The organism is Vibrio cholerae ATCC 14035 (assembly GCF_000621645.1).
GTDB lineage: Bacteria > Pseudomonadota > Gammaproteobacteria > Enterobacterales > Vibrionaceae > Vibrio > Vibrio cholerae.
In genome coordinates this window covers 145,613-168,207 of sequence record NZ_JHXR01000010.1, presented here as the reverse complement: position 1 = coordinate 168,207, position 22,595 = coordinate 145,613, and the positions used below count along the sequence as shown (strand labels likewise).

Annotated in this window: 19 protein-coding genes; 8 read left to right on the top strand and 11 right to left on the bottom strand. The window is 47.8% G+C overall.

What is annotated here, in order from left to right; all coding sequences use genetic code 11:
- Positions 1–6 precede the first annotated feature (6 nt).
- From T411_RS0107645 to T411_RS0107635, 3 genes are all read right to left on the bottom strand, one after another.
- Positions 7–588: an SCO family protein gene (locus T411_RS0107645; RefSeq protein WP_000042319.1), complete on the bottom strand. Its 582-nt coding sequence runs from the start codon at positions 586–588 to the stop codon at positions 7–9.
- Entirely contained in the window at positions 585–1,004 is a 420-nt protein-coding gene (locus tag T411_RS0107640) for a hypothetical protein (protein WP_000992654.1), read from the bottom strand. Before T411_RS0107640 ends, T411_RS0107645 begins: the two co-directional genes overlap by 4 nt.
- 201 nt (positions 1,005–1,205) lie before the next feature.
- On the bottom strand, positions 1,206–2,117 hold the full coding sequence (locus T411_RS0107635; RefSeq protein WP_001108560.1) for a polyprenyl-phosphate transporter: 912 nt from the start codon (positions 2,115–2,117) through the stop codon (positions 1,206–1,208).
- A 539-nt stretch (positions 2,118–2,656) separates the two neighbouring features.
- Here T411_RS0107635 and gltS point away from each other — a divergent pair.
- Positions 2,657–3,883, top strand: coding sequence for a sodium/glutamate symporter (gene gltS / locus T411_RS0107630; protein WP_001071807.1), 1,227 nt, complete (start codon positions 2,657–2,659; stop codon positions 3,881–3,883).
- A gap of 78 nt (positions 3,884–3,961) precedes the next feature.
- Here the strand turns inward: gltS and T411_RS0107625 are convergent, their stop codons facing one another.
- On the bottom strand, positions 3,962–4,720 hold the full coding sequence (locus tag T411_RS0107625) for a PilZ domain-containing protein (RefSeq protein ID WP_001088585.1): 759 nt from the start codon (positions 4,718–4,720) through the stop codon (positions 3,962–3,964).
- A gap of 131 nt (positions 4,721–4,851) precedes the next feature.
- On the opposite strand from T411_RS0107625, the gene T411_RS0107620 reads away from it, so the two are divergent.
- On the top strand, positions 4,852–5,136 hold the full coding sequence (locus tag T411_RS0107620) for a GNAT family N-acetyltransferase (protein ID WP_000024343.1): 285 nt from the start codon (positions 4,852–4,854) through the stop codon (positions 5,134–5,136).
- Positions 5,137–5,503: 367 nt separating this feature from the next.
- Positions 5,504–8,623 carry a S41 family peptidase gene (locus T411_RS0107615; RefSeq protein ID WP_001911644.1) on the top strand — a complete coding sequence of 1,040 codons (3,120 nt, stop codon included), beginning with the start codon at positions 5,504–5,506 and terminating at the stop codon, positions 8,621–8,623.
- Positions 8,624–8,817: 194 nt separating this feature from the next.
- On the opposite strand, the gene T411_RS0107610 is transcribed toward T411_RS0107615, so the two are convergent.
- The 6 genes from T411_RS0107610 to deoD all read right to left on the bottom strand — a co-directional run bounded on the left by T411_RS0107610 (position 8,818) and on the right by deoD (position 15,913).
- Complete coding sequence (locus T411_RS0107610) at positions 8,818–9,948, bottom strand: HlyD family secretion protein (protein WP_000364999.1); 1,131 nt, start codon at positions 9,946–9,948, stop codon at positions 8,818–8,820.
- Entirely contained in the window at positions 9,948–10,337 is a 390-nt protein-coding gene (locus T411_RS0107605; protein ID WP_000478180.1) for a DUF3302 domain-containing protein, read from the bottom strand. The genes T411_RS0107610 and T411_RS0107605 overlap by 1 nt, the downstream gene beginning before the upstream one ends.
- A 134-nt stretch (positions 10,338–10,471) precedes the next feature.
- Positions 10,472–12,052 (bottom strand): GGDEF domain-containing protein, encoded by a 1,581-nt coding sequence (locus T411_RS0107600; protein WP_000449150.1) that lies wholly within the window; start codon positions 12,050–12,052, stop codon positions 10,472–10,474.
- Positions 12,033–13,514, bottom strand: a complete 1,482-nt coding sequence (locus tag T411_RS0107595; RefSeq protein WP_000361578.1) for a tetratricopeptide repeat protein — start codon at positions 13,512–13,514, stop codon at positions 12,033–12,035. The genes T411_RS0107600 and T411_RS0107595 overlap by 20 nt, the downstream gene beginning before the upstream one ends.
- A 154-nt stretch (positions 13,515–13,668) precedes the next feature.
- Entirely contained in the window at positions 13,669–15,138 is a 1,470-nt protein-coding gene (locus tag T411_RS0107590) for a hypothetical protein (protein WP_001132380.1), read from the bottom strand.
- Positions 15,139–15,202: 64 nt separating this feature from the next.
- Positions 15,203–15,913 (bottom strand): purine-nucleoside phosphorylase, encoded by a 711-nt coding sequence (deoD, locus tag T411_RS0107585; protein ID WP_000224889.1) that lies wholly within the window; start codon positions 15,911–15,913, stop codon positions 15,203–15,205.
- A 321-nt stretch (positions 15,914–16,234) separates the two neighbouring features.
- Here deoD and T411_RS0107580 point away from each other — a divergent pair, with 321 nt between their 5' ends.
- The 4 genes from T411_RS0107580 to T411_RS0107565 are packed head-to-tail and all read left to right on the top strand — an operon-like array spanning position 16,235 to position 20,323.
- The gene (locus T411_RS0107580; protein WP_001195137.1) at positions 16,235–17,188 is read left to right on the top strand and encodes a YbgA family protein; all 954 of its coding nucleotides are present in this window, start codon (positions 16,235–16,237) and stop codon (positions 17,186–17,188) included.
- Positions 17,178–17,975: a MerR family transcriptional regulator gene (locus tag T411_RS0107575; protein ID WP_000226965.1), complete on the top strand. Its 798-nt coding sequence runs from the start codon at positions 17,178–17,180 to the stop codon at positions 17,973–17,975. Before T411_RS0107580 ends, T411_RS0107575 begins: the two co-directional genes overlap by 11 nt.
- A 9-nt stretch (positions 17,976–17,984) precedes the next feature.
- The gene (gene phrB, locus T411_RS0107570) at positions 17,985–19,394 is read left to right on the top strand and encodes a deoxyribodipyrimidine photo-lyase (RefSeq protein ID WP_001241764.1); all 1,410 of its coding nucleotides are present in this window, start codon (positions 17,985–17,987) and stop codon (positions 19,392–19,394) included.
- Positions 19,395–19,402: 8 nt separating this feature from the next.
- On the top strand, positions 19,403–20,323 hold the full coding sequence (locus tag T411_RS0107565; RefSeq protein WP_000270236.1) for a L,D-transpeptidase family protein: 921 nt from the start codon (positions 19,403–19,405) through the stop codon (positions 20,321–20,323).
- A gap of 85 nt (positions 20,324–20,408) precedes the next feature.
- Here T411_RS0107565 and T411_RS0107560 read toward each other — a convergent pair whose 3' ends face one another.
- Positions 20,409–20,657, bottom strand: coding sequence for an Lpp/OprI family alanine-zipper lipoprotein (locus T411_RS0107560; RefSeq protein ID WP_001038496.1), 249 nt, complete (start codon positions 20,655–20,657; stop codon positions 20,409–20,411).
- A 542-nt stretch (positions 20,658–21,199) separates the two neighbouring features.
- Here T411_RS0107560 and T411_RS0107550 point away from each other — a divergent pair.
- Positions 21,200–22,546, top strand: coding sequence for a DEAD/DEAH box helicase (locus tag T411_RS0107550; RefSeq protein WP_001159701.1), 1,347 nt, complete (start codon positions 21,200–21,202; stop codon positions 22,544–22,546).
- The last annotated feature ends 49 nt before the right edge of the window (positions 22,547–22,595 follow it).

The following is a 22,595-nucleotide window of genomic DNA, read 5'->3' as shown; positions in this document are numbered from 1 at the left end:
TCCTTTTTATTGAATGACTTTCTTTATGGCATCCACGATGGGTGTGGGGTCTTGGGTATGCGGCACTTTATTGATCAAGGTGCCATCCGGCTGCAAGAAATAGAAATAAGAGCTGTGATCTAAGGTGTATTTCAGCTCCGAATTGGGTAATTCGGTTTTACGAAAAATCACACCGTACTTTTGCGCAATCTGGTTGGTGGTTGCAACGGAGCCAGACAAACCTTCGATCATTGGATGAAAGTAGTGGGCGTATTGTGCGGCGAGTTTGGCATCATCTCGCTCCGGATCAAGGGAGATAAACATAGGGCGTAACTGCGCTTTCGTTTTATCATCGACTTGGTTTAAGGCTGCGGAGAGCATAGCTAAAGAGGTTGGGCAGACATCTGGACAACGTGTAAAGCCAAAATAGACAATTCGAATTCGTGGGTCGGCTTGATCGAAAATGGCGACAGCTTGCTGATTGTCTCCCGATAAGGTCAGTGGGGTAGTCACCTGTGCGGCTAATTTCTGTTGGCTATCCAAATAGGCTTTGATACTAAATCCTAGGGTAAACGCCACCACTAATATCAATGACCAATTCTTACTCATCGTTCCATCCTAATTGCTGGGTAAACCGTCTGTTTGCCATCGCTAAGCTCACCAATCCAAGTCATCGCATCCGAAGTACAAACGGGCAGAATAATGTCGGCACTGTATAGGCCATCACCGTTGGAGGATAAAGAAAACTTGGCACTGCCCATATTCATCTCAAGCCCCTCTAAAGTGAGGATCAAATTTTGTGCATCCGTATTGGGCCAGTGTACGGTGAGCCGATTGGCAACTAATGGGTGGGCTTTATCTTGAGCTAGGGTCATGGTGACACCCGCTTGCTCACAGCTTTGCTGTGATAGTTGACAGTAATCGTTAAGATCAGGTTGAGGCGACTGGAACCAAGCAACAAGGTCGCTGGCAAAAAAGCCAGCCCCAAGAGCCAGCAGGATCGCAATCCCTTTCAGTGCGTTCATCACATCGTATTCCGAAGTTGCGTGAGTGGGGAAGATGTTAGCATGCTCTCTATCCGTTTCGAGATTGAATACTGAGGAAATGTGCCGTGGCTCTTAGAAAAATCAAGGCGATATTGTCTTTCTACTTGCAGAAACCGCAGTACTCGTGAGGAAACTTCACCACCGCATTGTGCGGTGGTGAGCCAGTATCAAAGCGGTTGGCTACTTTTCGGCGTATTTTTCTAAACCGAGAACTAAAGCGACCGCGGCTAGCATGAGCACCAGCGCTAACAACCACTGAGATGGCTGTGACGTAAGCGTTTCAAATTCAAACGGTGATAGGTTGCGTTGCAGCAGTGGTACTTGCTCTCCGCTGGAATTGACCCGCCAAGAGAGCGTTTCTTTCCATGGCCAAATTTTAGGCAGAGTGCCGAGCATCAATCCGGTTAGGAAGGTCAGAGTCACATCGCGGTAACGGCGTAAAAGCCATGACAGAATATGCGAAAAACTGAGCAATCCAATCACACATCCGGTTAAGAAAATCAGCAGAATGTCCAGTTGGAAGGTTTTCACTGCGCCCAAAACAGGCGCATACATACCGATCAGCAGTAAGATGAAGCTGCCGGAAATGCCAGGCAGGATCATGGCACAAATCGCAATCGCACCAGAAATCAGCACATTGATGTAAGTGGGCTCAAGGTGTAGTGGTTTAAGCACGGTAATGCCGTAGGCGAAAATGGCTCCGGCAATCAGCCACAGGAGACGAGAAAGCTTTTTTTGTTCGATTTGGCGCAGCATATGCCATACCGACACCAAAATCAGGCCGAAGAAGAATGACCAAATAGGAATAGGATGCGTGACTAATAGCCAAGAGATAAGTTTGGCTAAGGTTGCGATGCTGGTAAAAATGCCACCGAATAGCGTGATCAAAAAAAGGCCGTTGATGTGACGAAATACTCCTGCCAAGCCTTGCGCTTTCCATACCTTGAGTAAGCTAGGATTGATGCGGCGAATGCTTTCAAGCAGAGTATCGTAAATGCCAGTAATAAAGGCGATGGTGCCGCCCGATACACCCGGTACCACATCAGCGGCGCCCATAGCCAGACCTTTTAAATAGGTGCTCAAGTAGTTCATTGTTTTTCCTGCCAATTGAATAAGGCCGTCATTATACCTGTTCTTTGTTAACTTGCAGCCAGACGCGATGTGTCTCCCGCATGCTCAACAATAAGGTTCATATTCATATTGCGTTTTGTTGCAAATTGCAACAAATGATGAGATGAGTGAGAATTTTCTGACAAAGTATCACAAAAATCAGGGGTTAATTAGTTGGCACGCTTCGTGCATTAGTTTAGGTGACCCTTGTTAAGCCGAGGGTCACCTAGCCAACTGACGTTGTTAGTGAATAGTATTGTTCACATCATATATAAGCCAATCGCGGTTCTTGCGATTGGCTATTTTTTTGTCTTTTGGGTATGATCGCCCGCTATTTTCACTGCTTTTTTGTTGATAATTAGCATTAAATGGAAATTTGTCCGTGCAATATCATTGCTTTATGTGGCCTTGTGGCCGTTTATTAGAGGATAACTATCGCTGATGTTGTGTTCTGGTGTCACCTAACGGGTCAAGACACCCGCTTATCAAGGAGAGATGAGCCTGAATAATAAAGAGGTACTATGAATCAGATCATTTCAATTGGAGCATTAGAGTCTTTTCTTATTGCTATCAGTGTCCTGTTTTTAGGTCACTTTATTAATGCCAAACTGCCCATTTTAACCAAGTTCAACATTCCAGAGCCGATTGTGGGTGGGCTTATCGTCGCCTGTGTGATTACTGCGTTGCACTTTCACGGTATTGATATGGAATTTTCACTGCCGCTGCAAAATGTCTTCATGTTGATGTTCTTTAGTACGGTGGGCCTTGCGGCCAACTACACCCAACTGATTAAGGGTGGCGCGAAGGTGTTTCTGTTTTTAGCCGTGGCTTCGGTGTTCATCATTATTCAAAACGGTGTGGGCGTTTCGCTTGCAGCAGGTTTAGGCTTAGATCCTTTACTGGGCTTGATCGCAGGCTCCATCACACTCTCTGGAGGCCATGGCACGGGAGCGGCTTGGGCAAACACGTTTGCCGAAAATTATGGCCTTGCCAATACGTTAGAAATCGCGATGGCATCTGCCACTTTTGGTTTGATCATCGGTGGGATTATCGGTAGTCCAGTCGCGCAGAAACTGGTTGATAAACATGGTATTGAATCTGAGTATGGGCGCGGCACACAAACCCACTCTCGTTTTCCTGAACTGGTCACTTATAACGAATATGAAGAAGATAAAGTCACCGCCAAAAAGGTGATTGAAATCTTGTTTATCTTGCTCATATGCGTTACCGGAGCAAAATACCTAGAAGCTTGGGTTAAAACCTTTGAAATTCGTTGGTTGATGATCCCCGATTTCGTTTACGCCCTGTTTATTGGTGTCTTTATCACCAATCTGCTCGAAGTCACTAAGCTGCGTAAGGTGGATGCGGAGACGGTGGATATTTTAGGCACGGTTTCTTTGTCGCTGTTTCTCGCTATGGCTCTGATGAGCCTGAAATTGTGGAATATCTTCGATTTAGCACTACCGTTTTTGGTGATCCTCGCTATTCAATCGGTCGTGCTGGGCGTCTTTTGCTACTTCGTCACCTTCAAAGTGATGGGGGCTAATTATGATGCAGCGGTGATTTCGGCTGGGCATTGTGGTTTTGGTTTGGGGGCAACGCCTACCGCGGTGATGAATATGGGATCGGTCGTAAAACGCTTTGGCCCTTCACCACAAGCGTTTATGGTGGTGCCGATCGTCGGTGCTTTCTTTATCGACATCGTTAACCTAATCATCTTGCAGGGGTACATTTCATTTTTGGGATAATACCGAGCTAGCCCTCCACTTCACGCACAAGACCCCGAGCCGCGATGATCGTGGCTCGGGGTTTTTAATCCCAATTTGTTACGCCTTTTTCTCGGCATTAAGAGTCAGTTTGGTGCCGTTAAACTTAAGCTGTGCGAGCAAGTTTTTGGCGTTATTTCGCCCCTCTTCATTGAACTCTAAACCATAACGAGCATGGTGCAGTGAGCGCTGTAAGTTACAGATTTTTCCGGTCAAAGGCGGGAAGGTTTTTGTGCCCCTCAAGTCTGAAAAAATCTCTAACGCGACCAAATCCCCGACTTGGTACGTTTTGCCTAAAGGCGGCGTGATGAAACGGCAACCACTGCGTGATAAATCGCGCAGTTCACAATCCCCACGATGCTCATCAAACAGTACTTTGCCGGCTAAATTTAGCTCAAATCTCGGCTCTTTACGTAATTGAGAGACTTGCATGGTATTGGGAATGGAGAGAAAAGCCATGGGAACCGGCTCTTGTAAGATGTGCATCAGTTGGCTGCGGAAATGGATCAGCGCTCCTTCACCGCGTGGTGAAATCGCGCGAATATTCATCCAAAACCCTTCTTGGAAGAAATATTGCAGATCATCAGCCGATATTTTGGGCATTTCCACCAGTAAAAACTTATCCGTATGAGTACCAATAAACGGAGTGCGGCAGACGAATTTTGTTCCGACAGGGGTCGTAATGCTTAAAGTCAGCTCACTACTGTGTTCAACCATGGCCAGCGCATCCGTGCTGTTGATGGTCGACACCGTTTTACTGCGTGGAGTCTCTGTTTGGCCATCATTATTATCAATTTTTTCAGCGGGCCGTGAATTCATTTAACTTCTCCGTGTTGCGATACGACGTCGATGGGGTCGTAGAGTCCATTGAATTCTATGGTGAGATAAGTGTAGATTCAATTCAGCGAGTCACCAACTAATTTGATCTATCTATCAGAAAAGGAGTAAGCATGGCAAATACAGTGCAACATGATGCCAATAACCACTGTTATCGCGTGGCTTTGGAAGGGGAATATCAAGCCGTAGTGAAATATCAGCAGCAGGGAACGGTGCTGCATATTACCTCAACCCGTGTACCGGATGAGCTGCAAGGTAAGGGATACGGCAAAGTGATGATGGAAAGTGTGTTGCCTGAAATTGAACGTGCGGGTTTAACGATTGTGCCCGTCTGTAGTTATGTCGCACATTATCTTGAGCGTCATCCTGAGTGGCAGCATTTGCGTCATCGTCCCTAGTGAAAGGGTCATGCTATACCCAAACAACTTGGAGTTGCAGGTAGGCGGCAAGTGAGTGAATCCTCATGAGCATAGGCAAACTATGTGATTGGGGTGAACGAGCGTAGCCAACACCGCTGCAGCTTCAAGTAGGAAGGGTATAAAGAGCATCGCTGGCTTTAAATGATTTAGACGTCCTAGTCATATTGAGGTAGCTTATTGTTGAAACTCAACATATTGATAAGGAAAGGCGATGCATTTGCCGCATTTTGCTCTGAGCTCAGTGCTCTCGCTAACGTTGTGTGCGATACCGAATCTTGGTTTTGCAAGCTCCAACCAGACTGAAGATTCCACGCAGGCTCGGCCGACTTGGTTGAGGGATATTGCGTTGTCCCCCGATGGTCAAAAGATAGCGTTTACTTATGCAGGTCAAATTTGGCTGGTGCCGGCTCAAGGCGGTGATGCCGTGGCGCTCACCGAAAGCGGTGTGTACAGCGAAACGCCGATTTGGTCACCTGACAGCCAATCGATCGCTTTTACGGCTGATCGATATGGTCTTGGTGATGTTTTTATTCTCTCGATCCAAGGTGGTGAGAGTCGGCGCTTGACCTACCACGGAGCGAAAGATATTCCGTATGCGTTTTCGGCTGATGGTCAGCAGCTCTATTTCTCTTCTCGCCGACTGGGCGATGATAAAGCCAATGCGAACGTTAAACAGGGCAGCTTTATGGCTCAGCTTTACTCGGTGCCTGCAGCGGGAGGACGTGAGCAACGCGTTTTACCTATTGCCATCAGTGATTTAGCCATATCGCCTTCCCATAGTGACATCCTGTATACCAATCAACCCTCTGATGAACAGCCGTGGCGTAAAGGTGCGCTATCCGATGCTACACGTGACATTTGGCAATGGTCCCCGCTCACGGGCAAACATACCCAAATCACCACTTTTCGTGGCGAAGACCGCAACCCTGTGTGGAGTGCAGATGGCTCCTCTATGTACTATCTGTCTGAACAAGCGGGCAGTTTCAACGTCTGGCAGCAGCGATTTGATGGTTCAGAACCCGTACAAATCACCGACCACCAAAAGCTGCCTGTTCGTTTCTTAAGTGCCAGCTTACAAGGCGATTTGGCCTACGGTTTTGATGGCGAAATTTGGCGACTGAAAGCCGGAGCTAAGCAAGCAGAAAAAGTGCCGGTCTCCATTCGTCGCAGCGCGATGCCTGATGGCCGTCATAATGTGAATTTTAACCTTGAAGCCACGGAAATGGTGGTCGCGCCGAATGCCGCTGAAGTGGCGATTGTGGCACGTGGCGATGTGTATGTGGTCTCTTTGCTTTCCGGTTTAACGCAACGAATCACCGATACACCAGAAGCGGAGCGCGATGTTTCCTTTTCCAGTGATGGGTATCGTTTGATCTACGCTTCTGAGCGTGAGGGCAGTTGGAATCTTTATCAAAGTTATGTGAATGATGGTGGGAAAAGCTTCTCCTCCTCATTGGATATTATCGAAGAGCCGGTGCTGACGACGGAGCAAGATGTCATTCAGCCACTCTATTCTCCTAATCTTAAACGGATTGTTTATCGCGAGAATCGTAATACGCTCAAAGTGTATGACATCGAACAAGATAAAACCTATACCTTGCTGGATGCTCATGCCCTCTACTCGTATTTCGACAAAGATCTGAGTTACCAGTGGTCGCCAGATAGTGAGTATATCGTCACTCGCGATCGGGCGATGTCGAATGGCGACATTCAGCTACTTAAATTTGATGGAAGTGAAGCGCCTATCAATTTGAGCCAAAGTGGTTTTTCTGAGTTTGCCCCACAATTTAGTGCCGATGGACAGTGGGTTTACTGGCTAACCGATGCGAAAGGTTTGCGCGATATTGATGATATGGTGGTGCAGTATGATGTGTACGGTGTTGCGCTCAATCGCGAAGCCAAATTCAATTTCAATAAAACCCAAGAGCAGTTGTGGCTTGAAGAGGAAATCGCTGCGGAGAAAAACCTTGGGCCTGGCCAAAACCCACCAGCAGAGTTAACGGTGGTGGAAAATAAAGGGCTTAAGCAGCGCACTATGCGTATGACTCCTACCTCACTCAATATTATTTTCAAGCACTTAACGCACGATAACCAAGCACTGATCATCGCTTATCAGTTGGGAGACTCAGTACAAATTTCAGAAATCAATCTGCGCAGTGGGGAGATGACGGCGCTGTTTAACCGCTTGAGTGAAGATGCGGCTTTACTTGCGATGGCTTCTGATGATGCGAGCCTTCTAATCATGGGGGAGCACGGTATCGAGAATCTGAATGTCTTGACGGGTGAGAGCAAGTTTGTTCGTTATGAAGCCAAGGCTAATTTCGATTTTCGTGCAGAAATCGCCTACTTGTTTGATCATGTCTGGCGACTTACTCAAACCAAATTTTATGACCCGCAAATGCATGGTGTAGATTGGCAACAGTACGGTGATTTGTATCGTAAACATCTGCCGAGCATCCGTACCTACAGCGATTTTGCCGAGTTACTGAGTGAAATGGTCGGGGATTTGAATGTCTCCCATACAGGAGCCTTCTTTATGGCTGGTAACTCCAGTTGGGAGGAGCCCGCATCCTTAGGGCTTTACTATGATGATCGTTACCGAGGTAAGGGCGTGCGTGTGAAATCACTGCTACCCGGAGGCCCTGCAGATACTTATCAATCTCCGATCAAGGCAGGAGCGATTATTTACTCCGTAAACGGGAAAGAAATTAGCGATCAACAGGATATTTATCCGTTCCTGAATTTTACCCAAGGTAAATTAACTCGTTTAAGTGTGCTGGTACCGGGGGAGGAGAAAGCGCAGAACTTTACGTTAGTGCCGATCACTCTTGAAGAGGAAAGTGAGCTGCTTTATGAGCAGTGGGTTGAACAGCGCCGAGCCTTAGTGGAGACGCTCTCCGATGGACGCCTTGGCTATGTGCATCTTGCCGCGATGGATGCTGCCAGTTTTGAGCAGATGCAAAATGACATGTTTGGCCTTGAAAAAGACAAACTCGGCTTAGTGGTCGACGTGCGTTTTAATGCTGGAGGTTGGCTGCATGATCAAGTGATGGAGATATTGTCTGGAACGCGACATTCAGTCATGCAGACACGTGATGGTTATGTAGTCTCCTCTTTCCCTGAACGTCGCTGGGCGAAACCGAGCATTATGCTCGCCAACGCAGACAGTTATTCAGACGGTTCGATCGTACCGTATTTCTATCAAAAAGAAGGGCTAGGAAAGCTAGTGGGCGAAAGGGTTCCCGGTACTGGCACGGCAGTGATTTGGGAGCAGCAACAAGAGCCCGGATTGATTTACGGAGTGCCGCAACTCGGTATCAAGGATGAGCAAGGTCGTTGGTTTGAAAACCAAGAAATCATCCCAGATATTTTGGTTTATAACGATCCGGAATCGGTTGTCGCCGGCGAGGATCGCCAGTTGGCTGCCGCCGTAGAAGCCCTGCTGCTCGAGATCTCTTCAAAATAAACAGTAAGCCGACAAAGCCAACAAAAAAGCCGCTCGATTGAGCGGCTTTGGCGATGACTCTATCCCCTTCCTACTTGAAGCTGCAGCGGTGTTGGCTACGTTCGTTCCCCCCAATCACAGTGTGTATCTATGCTCATGGGGATGAACGCTCTGCCGCCTACCTGCAACTCCAAGTCGTTTGGGTATACAGGCGATCAGTGATCGAGGTAGAGGTAGTTCTGCCAACTTTTCATGCGGATAAGTACTTTTCGCATGATAGAAACATGTTCAAAGCTGTCAGAGTACACCGCGACTTCAACCGCGGAACCCATAGGCAGATGGTACTGCGATAAATCATCAGTAATGCGCAGCGTTACAAAAACGCGTCCAGAGGTTCTGAGCGCGTCTGTCCCAAGTAAAGCACCACGGGCTTGGATTTGGCTTTCTCCGATCGCGGGTAGCACTTCAATCACCTCTCCTTTAAATACCTTACCTGGCAGTGCGCGGAACATAAATTCAGCGGCAAATCCCGGTTGTAGACGTTGTAGAGAGTTTTGGCGGAAAGCCGCAGTGTAGATTTTCTCTTCCGTATGCACAAAAGTCATGACAGGAGCCAGAGGCAAAGGGACAGACATCATGCCCGGACGCAAAGCCAACTGAGTAACATAGCCATCCGTTGGGGCACGCACGATGGTTTGCTCCAAATCGAATTCCGCTTTACGCAGTTCCGCTAAGAGCTGAGCGACCGTGGTATTTTCACCACCGACTTCCGAATCTAAAGCGATTTGGGCTTGCTCTTGTTTTGACTGTGCAACCTCCAAGGCGGCTTGCGCGGCTTTGTAAGTTTGGCGAGTGGTATCCATTTGCTGTTCAGTAAATGCGCCACGTTGATAACCACGTTGATAACGATCATATTCACGTTGCGCTTTGTCTCGCTCTGCGATGGCTTTGAGTACAGCCGCTTGCGCCTCTTTTAAAGTAGACTCTAACCCCAAGGCCCCTTGACTCGCTTCTTTGACTTTGGCTTTTAAGCGAGCAACGTCAGCCTCGAAGGGGATAGGATCAATACGGAACAGAACATCACCTTGTGTCAGTGGCTGGTTTGGTTTCACAGGAACTTCCACCACCCGTCCTCGTACTCCAGACACAATCGGAGTAGTCGAATAGACTTGGCTTCCCAACTGAGTAAAAGGGTGGTTGTAGTTCATCAGCAAGATCAGGGTTCCAATCAGTATCACGCCGCCGAGCACTGCGGTGGGCACTGTCCACTTATTGAGTGGAATTTTGAAAACCTTAAAAACTGCAACACACAGGGCGGTGTAAGTCAGGATCAGCAGTAAATCCATTATTGCTTCTCCTCTGATGTTGATGCCGCAGGGGTAGATTTAGGTACTGAGAGAGAAGAAGTTTTTAACGTCTCTAGTTCGGTACGCAATTGTTTTACTTCATCAATCAAAACGTCGACTCGATGGTGAATATCATGTTGCTCGGCTTCCAATTTCTGAAATCCCCAGCCACGTTCTTTGCGCCATAATGTTGCCCAAATCCACAAAAATGGCCAAAGGGCGTGCAAAGTGAATAAACTTACCCAGCCTGCATAATGAATGGCATCTTGGTGTGGGTGTTCGCGTTCTTTGGCAATTTCGTAAGGGATGTCGTGGATAACAATAATTCCGTAGAAAATCACTAGGGCGACGAAGATCAGCAACCCGAGTGCAAAATAATCAAGAAACATGAAATAGTCCTTTAGAGGAAGTTAAGCACAATGGCCAAGTGGCCAGAAACCACTAGACACCAATCCATAATAGAAGTTCGATCACCCGTCATATAATATTCAGACGCGATCACATCGTACAAATGCTGCTCAGCCTACTCAACACACACTTGGTTACGGCCATTGGCTTTGGCGCGATACAAAGCTTTGTCAGCGCGGTAGAACGTACGTTGGGTATTTTCCCCCTCGCGATGCAAGGTGATACCGATACTGACCGTCAGTCCCCGTTCGCCAAGTACGTCTTGCCATGGGAAATCAAAAATACGTTGGCGATAGGTTTCGGCATGCATTTGTGCCATATCACTGGTGACGTTTTCCAAAATCACCAGAAATTCCTCGCCACCGAAACGTACGCAGGAGGCACCACGGAATTTAAAGTAACTCGCCAGTTCACTGGATACATTGACAATCGCTTTATCCCCTACCAAATGACTCAATTCATCATTGATCGATTTAAAGTGGTCAATATCAACGACTAAGAAAGCAAACGGGGTTTCGTGCAGCAGCAGATCTTTCAGCTTCACGTCCAACCAACGGCGGTTATGCAGTTTTGTCAGTGGATCGGTGAACACATCTTGCTGTAGTTGCAACACCGTATTCTTTTGGCTTTCGGTGGTTTCTTTAAGCTCACGATTTTCTAATTCCGACAAAATCAGTTTAAGTTGCAGCTCAAAGCGCGACAGGCGGCGCAGCTGAATTGGGCCTAATTCACTGATGGGGATCTGCTTCATTAAATCGCTTTCGATGCGAAATGCTTTCTTTTCGTAAACCAGTGCGGTTTTGTACATTCCTTCAAGTTCACACACTTCGCTGAACGCTTCATAGAGGCGTTTTTCAAGGAAAGGGGAATGAATGTTTTGTAAGCGCTTTTCGGTGCTACTCAGCAGCATGGTCGCAAAATGTGCCTTACCTGCTTTAGAGAGGCAATGCGCTAACTCGATGCGTAGCATGCTTGATAGCCAATCCGATGGTGTCAGCGATGACGAATACTGTGCATTGGCGAGTGTCATCATCGCCTTTTGCACTTTGCCTTGTTGCAGATAAAGCTTGGCTTGATAGAGCATGATCTGCCCAGTCAGCAGTTTATCGCTGACCAGAATGCTCAACTCATCACACTCTTTTATCAGATCATTGGCCGCTGCATAACGACCAAGGCTGATGTAGCAAGCCAGCATATACAGTTTGTAACGCAGGCGCAGTGAGCGGCTAGAAATCGCATGATCTATGCTGTCAATCTTTTGGTAGTAGCGTAACGCACGGCTGTGATCGCCATAAGCATCACATAAATTGCCCATTCCGAGCACCGCAAGTACGTAGTCATCAATCATGCCATGCTCAACGGCGATGTTGGATATCGCCACGTATTCAGACAGTGCCGCGACATATTCACCATGGTCGAGTAAACGCTCACTCAAACTGTGTTTGACCGAGAGCATTAATTCCAGATCCGCGGGTAACTCTAATAGGGAAAGAGCAGCGCGCAGCTCTTCAATACTGGTTTGCCACTGTTTCATTTCGCGGCGGTATTCGGCGCTGATGATGTAGCTTTGTGCGCGCTCTTGGGCGGTGGTTGCCACGTGCTGTCTGACATGGTTCCAGAAAATGATCGCCTCTTCACCAGCGACAGCGGCCGCATCCAGTCCCGCTTCTTTGATCTTATTGAGCAGGGTTTCCATACGACTTTTCCTGTGCTTGGCTACCAATCAACTGTTCCAGCGTAAACGGGAAGGACAGAATATCTTGCAGCATGATTTTGGGGAGTGGTCCATCTAATCCCTTACGGTGCCAAGGATAAATTTCAATCATTTTGGCCATCACTTGGAATATTTCGAGTGCAGCATCACCTTTTTCGGCCAGCAATAGCCCCAAGCGGTCGCTGCTGATCCGTGACAGTAAATCTTGCGGAGCGCAGAGTGAGTGAATCACTTCGGTGCACACATCAATGTATTTGGCGTTGGGATGCTGGATGACGACAACGGCATGATTGGATTTTTTCAGCTCGGTTTTGAACAGTACCAATTGTTCCCACCAATAGGTTTCCGATACCACGTTGGAGAGATGTTTTTCCGGGTCAAACTCGTGTTGACCACGAATTCGGTTGATCAGTTTGCGCGCTCGCTGCTCAAGTTGGCGTTTCGATGAGCGGGCTTTGTCCATGCCCACGCGCAGAGTTTGTTCTCGCAGCATCATCACCGTGTAGCGACGGTATTTTTTAAACGCGGTTAAGGCCGCCTGAGGGTCGCCATTTTCTTCTGCAACGCGGGATTGTTGATAACAGATCTGCGAAAGAAGCTCGCCGTTATCGAATGAACTGGCCGCTTTTTCCGCACTGCTGAGCAGCTCGGCAGCCACCGAGAAATTTTTACGCAGCAGTTCTAGACGAGCGCGGCTGATAAACGAGTGCGCTTTCATCCAAGTGAGATTATTTTCAACCGCCAGTTCATGGGCTTTGCGAGTGGCTTCTTCAGCATCTTCAAGCCGCTCTAAGCCAAGCAGAGCCAGCCCACGGAAGTCCCACACTTCGGCTTGCCATGTCACATTGCTGTTGTTTTGCAGCACCTCTTCAGCGCCATCGAGCACGGTCAGCATATCCACGTACTGATTGAGATGGTACAGATCCCATGCCCACAAAATTCGCGCTTTGCCTTCCAGCCAATCAATGCGGGTGTTATTGGCAACTTTGACGGCCAGTTCGTGGGTGGAACATGCGAGTTTATATTCGCCCGTGATCCGCCAGATGTTACCAAGGCCAATCAGGCACTCAATCTCTGGTTCATCCACGAGTGCGGACTGCTCTAAGGCATTAATCCAAAATTGTTGGGCGGTGTAGTATTTGGCTTGTCCCCAATGATGTAAGGCATGGATATGCAGAATCTCAGGCAGGAAATGGTCCGTCTCAAGATTGAGCTGATTTTGGTAAGCCTCTTTGATGTACTTAAACCCTGTGCGATAGTCCATTTTGCACCAGAGGCAGCGGGACATAATGATCAAAGATTCGATAATCGCTGAGGTAAAGTGAATTTGCCGAGCTCGGATTAAGCACTGTTCCGCTTGGACGAATACCTTCTCAGGCTCAGATTCGATGCGTGATCTGAGCTGCTCTATTTCTAGTTCAAGAAGATATTGGCTTTTGTCCAAAATACAGTCGTCCTTAGGCGATTTCATGCTCGTCATGGCTTACCCATTATAGGGATAAGACGCCATTAAACACGATTTCATGTGAAAAAACGGACACTTTTATCAAGTCATTCGATAATAATTAGTGTTATCTCACACTCTTCCTCTAAGCAATTTAGGACAAAAGTTCCTTTAATGTTAGAGGATGCTGCGATAAACCTAGGTTTTGTGCCGCAGTAAATCCATGTTTATCTTGGTAGCATAAATTGTGCCATGCACGGAATATGTCCAGCAGAGGCTGGATCCCGCCCGGCCGCAGTTTACGACGTGGCTCATTGATGAAGGACTCGAACAAGAGCTGGAATCGATTCTGATAGTATTCGATTTGTCTTATGGAGGCGTGCTGTAACCAGTGTTGTGGGTCAGGGTTGCTGCCCGCTAAATAACAAATCCCTTTGGCTTTGGTGCCTGAATGAGCGATAGCCCAACGATCACGCCACCACCCCATGTGCACAATATCGGTTTTCTCCAATGGGCTTTGTGCCTGCCAATCCGGATCTTCCTCTACGTACATAAGGTCAACATTTTGACATCGGATACGGGACAAGCTGACGCTTAACGCCGCAGAACGTAATAGAGGATCTTGCGGCATGAAGATTGAAACTCGTTTGCCTGGGTCGCACATATCCAGCACATGCAGATAATGGGCGTAGGAGGTGTAAGGCGGCCGGATCACTGCGCCTTTTGAGGGGTAGTGAAACTGTGCCAAGTTGCCCATCGGATCTTCGACGTTGGCACGCGCCAAAATCAGTTGGTAGCGGTTATCAATCCGTTCCCGTAACAAGGTTAACGCTTTATGGGGTGTGGCCTGCGCTTCTGCGGCATAACCTTGCGGCACAAAACGTGCTGGCGTTTGGTAAGGATCGTGGTCTAGGCTGCCCGTCGGCTGTTCATCGGCAGAGTAGTTAAGATGTTGGCACAGAATGTAACCCGTTTGCGCATCACCGGTAGCAATCCAGTAAACGCCATTATGGCTGTGTGCCTGCAAGGGTTGGTAATGCGAGGCAAATTGATACGCTTTGGCATGGTTTACCCAGCGTGCATCAATCATTGCCAATTTGCGACGACAACGGCTGGCGATATGGTCGAGATGGTCGTAAAAGGTTTTCGGATTGATTGACAGCTTGCGGCAAATTTCGCGCACGGAATAACCTGTAAACAGTAACCCGAGCAGAGATTCTTGGAAGTTGAGCTTATGATTGGCACCTGACCATTTATCCACAAACGTCGAGTGGCAGGCTTTGCAACGATAACGCTGGCGATCGCCACTGTAACCAAAGGCGTGATAAAGCTGTTTGTGAGTATGGACGGATAATCCCGTGTTCGGGCATGCCGGATTATGGCAAGCCGGTAGGCCATCACTGTGCAATTGGCGTAAGCGGTGCAGTTCGTTCACCACATCGCGGTTATTAAGTAAGGGGGGGAAAGCTCCACATTCACGACAAACCATCGCTGGCCGTTTCGGGTTTACGCGTTGCAAAACGTAATGTTTTGCTTCACTCAATCCAAAGTTGTCACACGCCAATGTTTTACAAAAGTTGAGTTGTAAACCTTCTGCGTCCGGTGGTAGTTGGTCGTTAGGCACGATCTCCCCCTCGGGGTACTCGAGGCCGTCAGGCTGAGTGGCCTGACGGTAATAACAAGATAGATTAGATGTTGATGGCAGTTTCAAGCGCAACTTTCATCATGTCATTAAATGACTTTTGACGATCTTCTGAGCTGAGTTTTTCGCCACGTAGAATGTGATCCGATACAGTCAGAATCGTCAGAGCGCGTGCGCCGAGATCAGCCGCTACACCGTAGATACCCGCCGCTTCCATATCCACACCTAAAATGCCGAGTTTTTTCATCTTTTCGAAAATCTCAGGCTCAGGGGTGTAGAACAGATCGGCAGAAAATACGTTACCCACTTTTACTGGTACTTGCTGAGCACGAGCTTGGTTAATCGCCGTTTCCAGCAAGTCGTAGTCGGCGATGGCCGCAAAATCATGGCCGCTGAAGCGGATGCGGTTCACTTTTGAGTCAGTTGATGCACCCATACCGATCACCACGTCCATCAGTTTGACGTCATCACGTACTGCACCACAGCTGCCGATACGAATGATGTTTTTTACACCATATTCTGCAATCAATTCATGTACATAAATGCTGCAAGAAGGGATGCCCATGCCATGACCCATCACAGAGACTTTTTTGCCTTTGTATGTGCCTGTAAAGCCAAACATACTACGTACATCGCACACTTGCTTGACGTCTTCCAAGAAGGTTTCTGCAATGTATTTCGCACGTAGTGGATCGCCCGGCATCAATACGGTTTCAGCAAAATCACCAGGTTGAGCGTTAATGTGTGGGGTTGCCATGGTTACTCTCCAATTCAATTTCGCCAACAGACAAAGATACTAATTACGGATCCTGTTGGCTCAAGGCTTATCTGTTGTGCCAATACTAGCCAGTATCCACAAGGCTACTTGAGAGAAGTGTCACAAAATACTCTCTTTTAAAATTGAAATAGGCTATTGATAACGAAATCTGTTGAAACTGATAAGGCAAACGTTGAGCTAATCGTTTGGTTGGTAGGGTTGGAAAATTCTGTACAAAAAAAATATTTGTACAGTACAAAATCACGTGCTATAGATCTTGTACAGAAATTTTCATTGTATAGATAAGTGTTGGAGACTCGTATGCAGACCACGCCACTCAAAATTGGGATCAGTGCTTGTCTACTTGGAGCAAAAGTACGCTTCGATGGCGGGCATAAAATTAGCCACTTCGTGACCAATGAGCTCGATCGTTACGCGGAGTTTGTTTCTGTTTGTCCAGAAATGGGAATGGGGCTACCTGTTCCGCGTCCCACATTACGACTTATCTCGGAAAATGAACGGATTGCGTTGGTGGAAACCAAAGATAGCTCGCGTGATCACACCGCAGCGTTAGAGAGTTACTCACAGCAGAAAGTTGCTGAGTTACAACATGCTGAGTTGTGTGGCTACATCGTCTGCGCAAAATCACCCAGTTGTGGTATGGAGCGTGTCAAAGTCTACAAGCACAATGGCACCGAAAAAGACGGTGTTGGCGTCTATACCCGAATTTTGATGGAGAAAATGCCGTGGCTACCGATTGAAGAAGATGGTCGATTGAATGATCCGGTCTTGCGGGAAAATTACATCACCCGAGTTTTCTGTTTGCATGATTTTTACACCAGCATGGGCGATGCGCCGAGCGCGAAAAAAATCGTCGAATTTCACTCTCGCTACAAATTAACCCTGATGGCACATAACCCGCAGGCGTATCGCGCGTTAGGCCGCTTAGTGGCGAATGTGAAACAGTATCCACTGGATTCTTTTATCCAAGAGTACCGCTTAGGTTTGATGCAAGCTCTGGCTCACCGTGCTAGCCGCAAAAATAACACGAATGTGCTGATGCATTTGCAAGGTTATTTCAAGCGCTCGCTGAACAAATTACAAAAAGCCGAACTGGCTCAAGTGATCGAGAGCTATCGGGTGGGTGAGCTGCCACTGTTAGCGCCCATCACGCTACTCAAACATTATCTCGCTCTGTTTCCTGATGCTTATCTCGCTCAGCAGCGCTACCTAAACCCTTATCCTCAGGAGTTGAAACTACGTTATGGTTTGTGATGAAAAACGTTACGCGATAAGAGAAGTCGCGGAAATCACTGGGGTTAAACCGGTCACCTTACGTGCGTGGCAACGTCGGTATAATCTGGTGCAACCCGATCGTACCGAGAAAGGGCATCGCCTGTTTACTGAACAGGATATAGATATGATCCGTCAGATCCAGAGTTGGTTGGCGAAAGGGGTCGCGATTGGAAAAGTGGGCGCGTTACTACAAAGTGGGGTGTCTGAGAGTGAGTCTATCCCGCAACCCGTTGGTCAGCTCGAAGAGTGCGAAACACTTCTTACGGCGCTGGCAGCGCTACAACGTTCCAAAGCGGAGCAGATTATTGCGACCGTGCTTAAAGAGTATCCGCTGAGTGTGATGCAAGCACAGTTTGTACAACCCGTCACAGAAGCCCTTGAGCGAGTGAAAGGCCCTTTGCGTTCACTACAGATTGGTCTGTTTCGCACGCTCATGCTCAGCAAGTTAGCTTTTATTCTTGATGCCGAAAACAAAGCGGCAGTGAAAGGCAAATGCTTATGCATTAGTTTGGATGAAGCTGGATCGCTGAATGCTTGGTTATGGGCTCTGGCGTGGGCTGAAAATGGTCACCAAGTGACGCTGTTGGAAGCCGTCGATGATATTCGTGGTTTGCTAGAGAATCCGGGGTTAGCGCAATACCAGATTCTGGCTCTGCACGCCCATCGAGCACTACCTGTGGCTCAACAGTCAGCATTAGCGAGCCTCCAACAGCAGTTTGGCGAGCAGTGTGTACTATCGAATGTGCTACAACAGCTACAATCTTAGGGAGTTGGTATGAGACTGGTTTGGTTTCGTCGTGATCTGCGCAGCTTTGATAATACTGCGCTCACCGCCGCGTTAAACAGTGGCGATCCGGTTGCGGCGATGTATATCGCTACTCCAGAGCAGTGGCATCAGCACCATCTAGCGCCTATTCAAGCCGATTTGATTTGGCGACGTTTGGCAGAGTTGCAACAAGAGCTTGCTGCGCTTAACGTGCCACTTTTTTATCAGCAAGTCGCGGATTTTCAAGCGGCGGCTGTGGCGGTTAGCCAGTTGGCGAAAACACTTAATGCCAAACAAGTTCTCGCCAATCGTGATTACGAATTGGACGAGCAGCAACGTGATCAATCGGCACAGCAGTTACTGAGCGAACAAGGGATAACATGGTCTGCTTTTGATGATAAATGCGTATTACCTCCCGGTTCGGTGCGCACGAAACAGGGCGAATTTTTTAAAGTGTTCACCCCTTTCAAGCGCGCATGGCTCACTCTTTTTCAGCCGCCTGTGATTGGAAAAAATCGTCCCGCAGCGCTTTGGAACGTACCGAGTGCGTTGGCCGAATTGGTTTGGCATCCAGAACAAGCATTCGATTACCCCAGAATAGACAGCACGCCGTGGGCTGCGGACTTTGAGACTGTGCGCGCTCAATTGCGTGAATTTTGCCGTGAACGAGTGCAGGACTACCATCAAGCGCGTGATTTTCCGGCTCAGGAAGGCACCAGTTCGCTCTCACCCTACTTGGCGATTGGCGTGTTATCGGCGCGTCAATGTGTGGCTCGCTTGTATCACGAGTCATCAATGGGCGAACTCAGTGAAGGGGCACAAGCCTGGTTGAGCGAACTCATCTGGCGTGAGTTTTACCAGCATTTGGTTGCAATTGAGCCTAATCTTTCGAAAAGTCGTGACTTTGTGGAGTGGGGCGCGCGTTTGGAGTGGTGGAATGATAACGAAAAGTTCCAGCTCTGGTGTGAAGGCAAGACTGGGTATCCGATCGTCGATGCGGCAATGCGCCAACTGAACCAAACCGGATGGATGCACAATCGGTTAAGGATGATCGTGGCGAGCTTTCTTACCAAAGATCTGCACATCGACTGGCGCTGGGGTGAGCGCTATTTCATGAGTCGCCTGATTGATGGTGATTATGCGGCCAACAATGGTGGTTGGCAGTGGTGTGCATCCACTGGGTGTGATGGACAGCCCTATTTTCGGATTTTTAATCCGGTCAGTCAGGGGGAGAAATTTGACCCGAATGGCGACTTCATCCGCCGTTGGGTGCCGGAGCTGCGTTCAGTTTCTTCGGCTTATATTCATCAACCTTGGGCTTATCCGGCTGTCAATAGCGTGTTATATCCTGCGCGACTAGTTGATCATAAGCAGGAAAGAGAAGTAACCTTACGTCTGTATAAAACAGCGAAGGGATAACCAAAAAGATGTGGTGGAAAGTTTGGGTAATCGGTTGTGCATTGGCGGTCAGTTGGAGTATCAATGCCGCCGTGTTTGATCTACCTATCGAAGGCAGTAGCATAGTCGGTAACACGCAATATCATAAAGTTGAGAAAGGCGAGACTTTAGCCGACATTGCAAAAAAATACGATATTGGCTTCCTAGCATTAATGGCTGCCAATCGTGGAGTCGACCCTTTCTTACCCCAAGAAGGTTTTGTCATCTCTATCCCTGCAAAGATCATTTTGCCGAAAGTGGCCTATGAAGGCATTGTGATTAACCTTGCTGAGTTACGCCTTTACTATTTCCGTCCTAATGAAGGTAAAGTGCATATCTTCCCCGTCGGCATTGGGCGTATCGGCCGCGATACACCTGTGATGCAAACGTCAATCAGCAGCAAGCGCAAGTACCCAACTTGGACGCCGCCAGCATCGATTCGCAAAGAATACAAAGCCAAAGGGATTGATTTGCCGCCAGTCGTACCCGCAGGCCCAGAAAACCCGCTCGGTGATTACGCGATGCGTTTAGCTTATGGTTCTGGAGAATATCTGATTCATGGAACCAACAAAGATTTTGGCGTAGGCATGAGGGTGAGTGCTGGTTGCATTCGTATGGATCCGAAAGACATTGAGTGGCTTTACCAACAAGTTGAGCGTGGAGAAAAAGTTCGGATTATCAACGAACCGATCAAAGTTGCGCTTGAACCTGATCGTAGTGTGTTTATTGAAGTGCATGAGCCGCTTACCCGCAGCAATGGCGTGAAGAAAAACTTGGTGGTACCAGAAGAGCTGAGTTGGTGGCTGCAAGAGCATAAAATCTCTGATGCAAAAGCGCGCGCCGCAGTTTTAGCACAAAATGGGGTTCCGGTCGAAATTGCTCCACCACAGTGGGAAACTATCGCCCAGTAACTTCGTTATTTTGGTTACCGTTCGTGGTATGAGAGAAAAAAAGAGCCAGCAAATGCTGGCTCTTTCAATTTATATCACTCAAAGATTACTTAGTGTAAGACTGAGCAATATTGTCGATACGTTCGTTAGCGCGTGCAGCTTCTTCTTGAGCGGCTTTCGCTGCTTCAGCAGCTTGATCCACTTTTGATGCCAGTGCAGCAACTTGCGAATTCAGTTCGCTGACCTGAGTGCTGATTTCGTTCATTTTTGCAGTGGTAGCTTCATCAGGACCAGAGGCGCAACCCGCTAGTAGAAGTACGGAAGACGCTGCTGCTGCGATTAACATCTTGTTCATAGAGAACTCCTTAACTTGGTAAGTCGGTGTTATTGACGTCCTATACTTATCGAAAATTAAAATATGGACGGAATTATTGTAGTCGCAATTTCGCGCAAAACTAGCCCTCAAAAGCTAAAAAAATCCAAGATTTTGACAACGAATCAATTAATTGTCCGACATCTTAATTATTAGATTATGAATAATGCGTTTTCTATTCGATAAACCGATATGCCCTTTCTACTTGAAGTCGCAACGATATTGGCTACGTTCGTTCGCTCCAATCACAGAGTTTGTCTATGCTCATGGGGGATGATGAGAGCCATCCTTGGCTCTCAGCAAAGGCCAGTCGATGGATGTGCAAGTTTGTTCCAGACAAATTTGTCACTCAACTTGCTGCCTACTTGCAACGCCAAGCAGTTTGGGTATACCCAAACTTACCCTATAGATTTTGGGATTATTTTGTCGGTCAGCTATCTATGGTGCGTCGATTTGCGCTATTATAATGGCCTTTTTCGTGATCTGCTTTACAGTTTTAAGCACAACCAAAGATGGAGAGTACTTTGCAATTCAAAGATTTAGGCTTAGATAATCGCTTATTGAAAAATCTAGCGCATTACAATTTCAAACAAGCGACTGAGATCCAACAACAGGCGATACCGCTCACGATTGCGGGACGTGATTTGTTGGCCTCATCTAAGACAGGTTCGGGCAAAACGTTGGCATTCGTGCTGCCTATGCTGCATAAATCTTTAAAAACCAAAGCCTTTTCAGCTAAAGATCCACGTGGCTTGATTTTGGTTCCAACCCGTGAGTTGGCAAAGCAGGTGTATGGTGAGCTGCGCTCCATGTTGGGTGGTTTAAGTTATACGGCAACCTTGATCACGGGTGGTGAAAACTTTAATGACCAAGTGAAAGCGTTAGCGCGTGGACCTCGCTTTATTGTCGCGACACCCGGACGTTTAGCCGATCATCTTGACCACCGTTCACTCTTTTTGGAAGGCCTAGAAACGCTAGTGCTGGATGAAGCGGATCGTATGTTGGATTTAGGCTTTGCCAAAGAGCTGCGCCGTATCCATAACGCGGCAAAGCACCGTCGTCGCCAAACCTTGATGTTCTCTGCCACATTAGATCATGCAGATGTGAATGATATGGCTATGGAGCTACTTAATGAACCGAAACGTATCGCGATCGGGGTGGGTAGCGAAGAGCACAAAGACATTACTCAGCATTTCTACTTGTGTGACCATCTAGATCACAAGGAAGCGCTGCTCGATCGTATCTTGGCCGATGCTGAGTACCGTCAAGTAATCATCTTTACAGCAACGCGTGCCGATACCGATCGCCTGACTGAGAAGCTCAATAAAAACAACCTCAAAGCAGTTGCGCTCAGTGGTAACCTCAATCAAACGCAGCGTAACACCATCATGGGGCAATTTGAGCGTGCGGTATTTAAGATTCTCGTGACGACGGATGTCGCTTCACGTGGCCTTGATATTCCCGCGGTGACTCACGTGATCAACTTTGATATGCCAAAGCATACCGAAGAGTATGTTCACCGTGTTGGTCGTACTGGTCGTGCCGGAAATAAAGGGGATGCCATGTCTCTTGTTGGGCCAAAGGACTGGGAGAGTTTTAAGCGAGTGGAAGCTTTTTTACAGCAAGAGATCCAATTTGAGGTTTTAGCTGGTTTAGAAGGTAAGTTTAAAGGGTTGAAACCGCGTCAAGCGAAGCCTAAAGCCGCGCCAACTCAGCGGGTCAACAAAGCGAAAGCGCCAAGCAAATCGAAAAAAGCGGCGCCGCGTGACAAGAGCTTCTACCAAAATGTGGCAGTGGGTGACTCGGTCTTTATCCCGAAAAAGAAAGTCGCGCCTAAGCCAGAAGTGGATCTGGAAGACGACATCGACTAAGCCATGCTGTACAACTTAGTGTGCAACTGCTGATTTTCAATCAAGAAAC

Coding starts and splice junctions, on each gene's coding strand:
- T411_RS0107645 (WP_000042319.1), bottom strand. CDS start 588: ATGAGTAAGAATTGGTCATTGATATTAGTGGTGGCGTTTACCCTAGGA.
- T411_RS0107640 (WP_000992654.1), bottom strand. CDS start 1,004: ATGAACGCACTGAAAGGGATTGCGATCCTGCTGGCTCTTGGGGCTGGC.
- T411_RS0107635 (WP_001108560.1), bottom strand. CDS start 2,117: ATGAACTACTTGAGCACCTATTTAAAAGGTCTGGCTATGGGCGCCGCT.
- gltS (WP_001071807.1), top strand. CDS start 2,657: ATGAATCAGATCATTTCAATTGGAGCATTAGAGTCTTTTCTTATTGCT.
- T411_RS0107625 (WP_001088585.1), bottom strand. CDS start 4,720: ATGAATTCACGGCCCGCTGAAAAAATTGATAATAATGATGGCCAAACA.
- T411_RS0107620 (WP_000024343.1), top strand. CDS start 4,852: ATGGCAAATACAGTGCAACATGATGCCAATAACCACTGTTATCGCGTG.
- T411_RS0107610 (WP_000364999.1), bottom strand. CDS start 9,948: ATGGATTTACTGCTGATCCTGACTTACACCGCCCTGTGTGTTGCAGTT.
- T411_RS0107605 (WP_000478180.1), bottom strand. CDS start 10,337: ATGTTTCTTGATTATTTTGCACTCGGGTTGCTGATCTTCGTCGCCCTA.
- T411_RS0107600 (WP_000449150.1), bottom strand. CDS start 12,052: ATGGAAACCCTGCTCAATAAGATCAAAGAAGCGGGACTGGATGCGGCC.
- deoD (WP_000224889.1), bottom strand. CDS start 15,913: ATGGCAACCCCACACATTAACGCTCAACCTGGTGATTTTGCTGAAACC.
- T411_RS0107580 (WP_001195137.1), top strand. CDS start 16,235: ATGCAGACCACGCCACTCAAAATTGGGATCAGTGCTTGTCTACTTGGA.
- T411_RS0107575 (WP_000226965.1), top strand. CDS start 17,178: ATGGTTTGTGATGAAAAACGTTACGCGATAAGAGAAGTCGCGGAAATC.
- phrB (WP_001241764.1), top strand. CDS start 17,985: ATGAGACTGGTTTGGTTTCGTCGTGATCTGCGCAGCTTTGATAATACT.
- T411_RS0107565 (WP_000270236.1), top strand. CDS start 19,403: ATGTGGTGGAAAGTTTGGGTAATCGGTTGTGCATTGGCGGTCAGTTGG.
- T411_RS0107560 (WP_001038496.1), bottom strand. CDS start 20,657: ATGAACAAGATGTTAATCGCAGCAGCAGCGTCTTCCGTACTTCTACTA.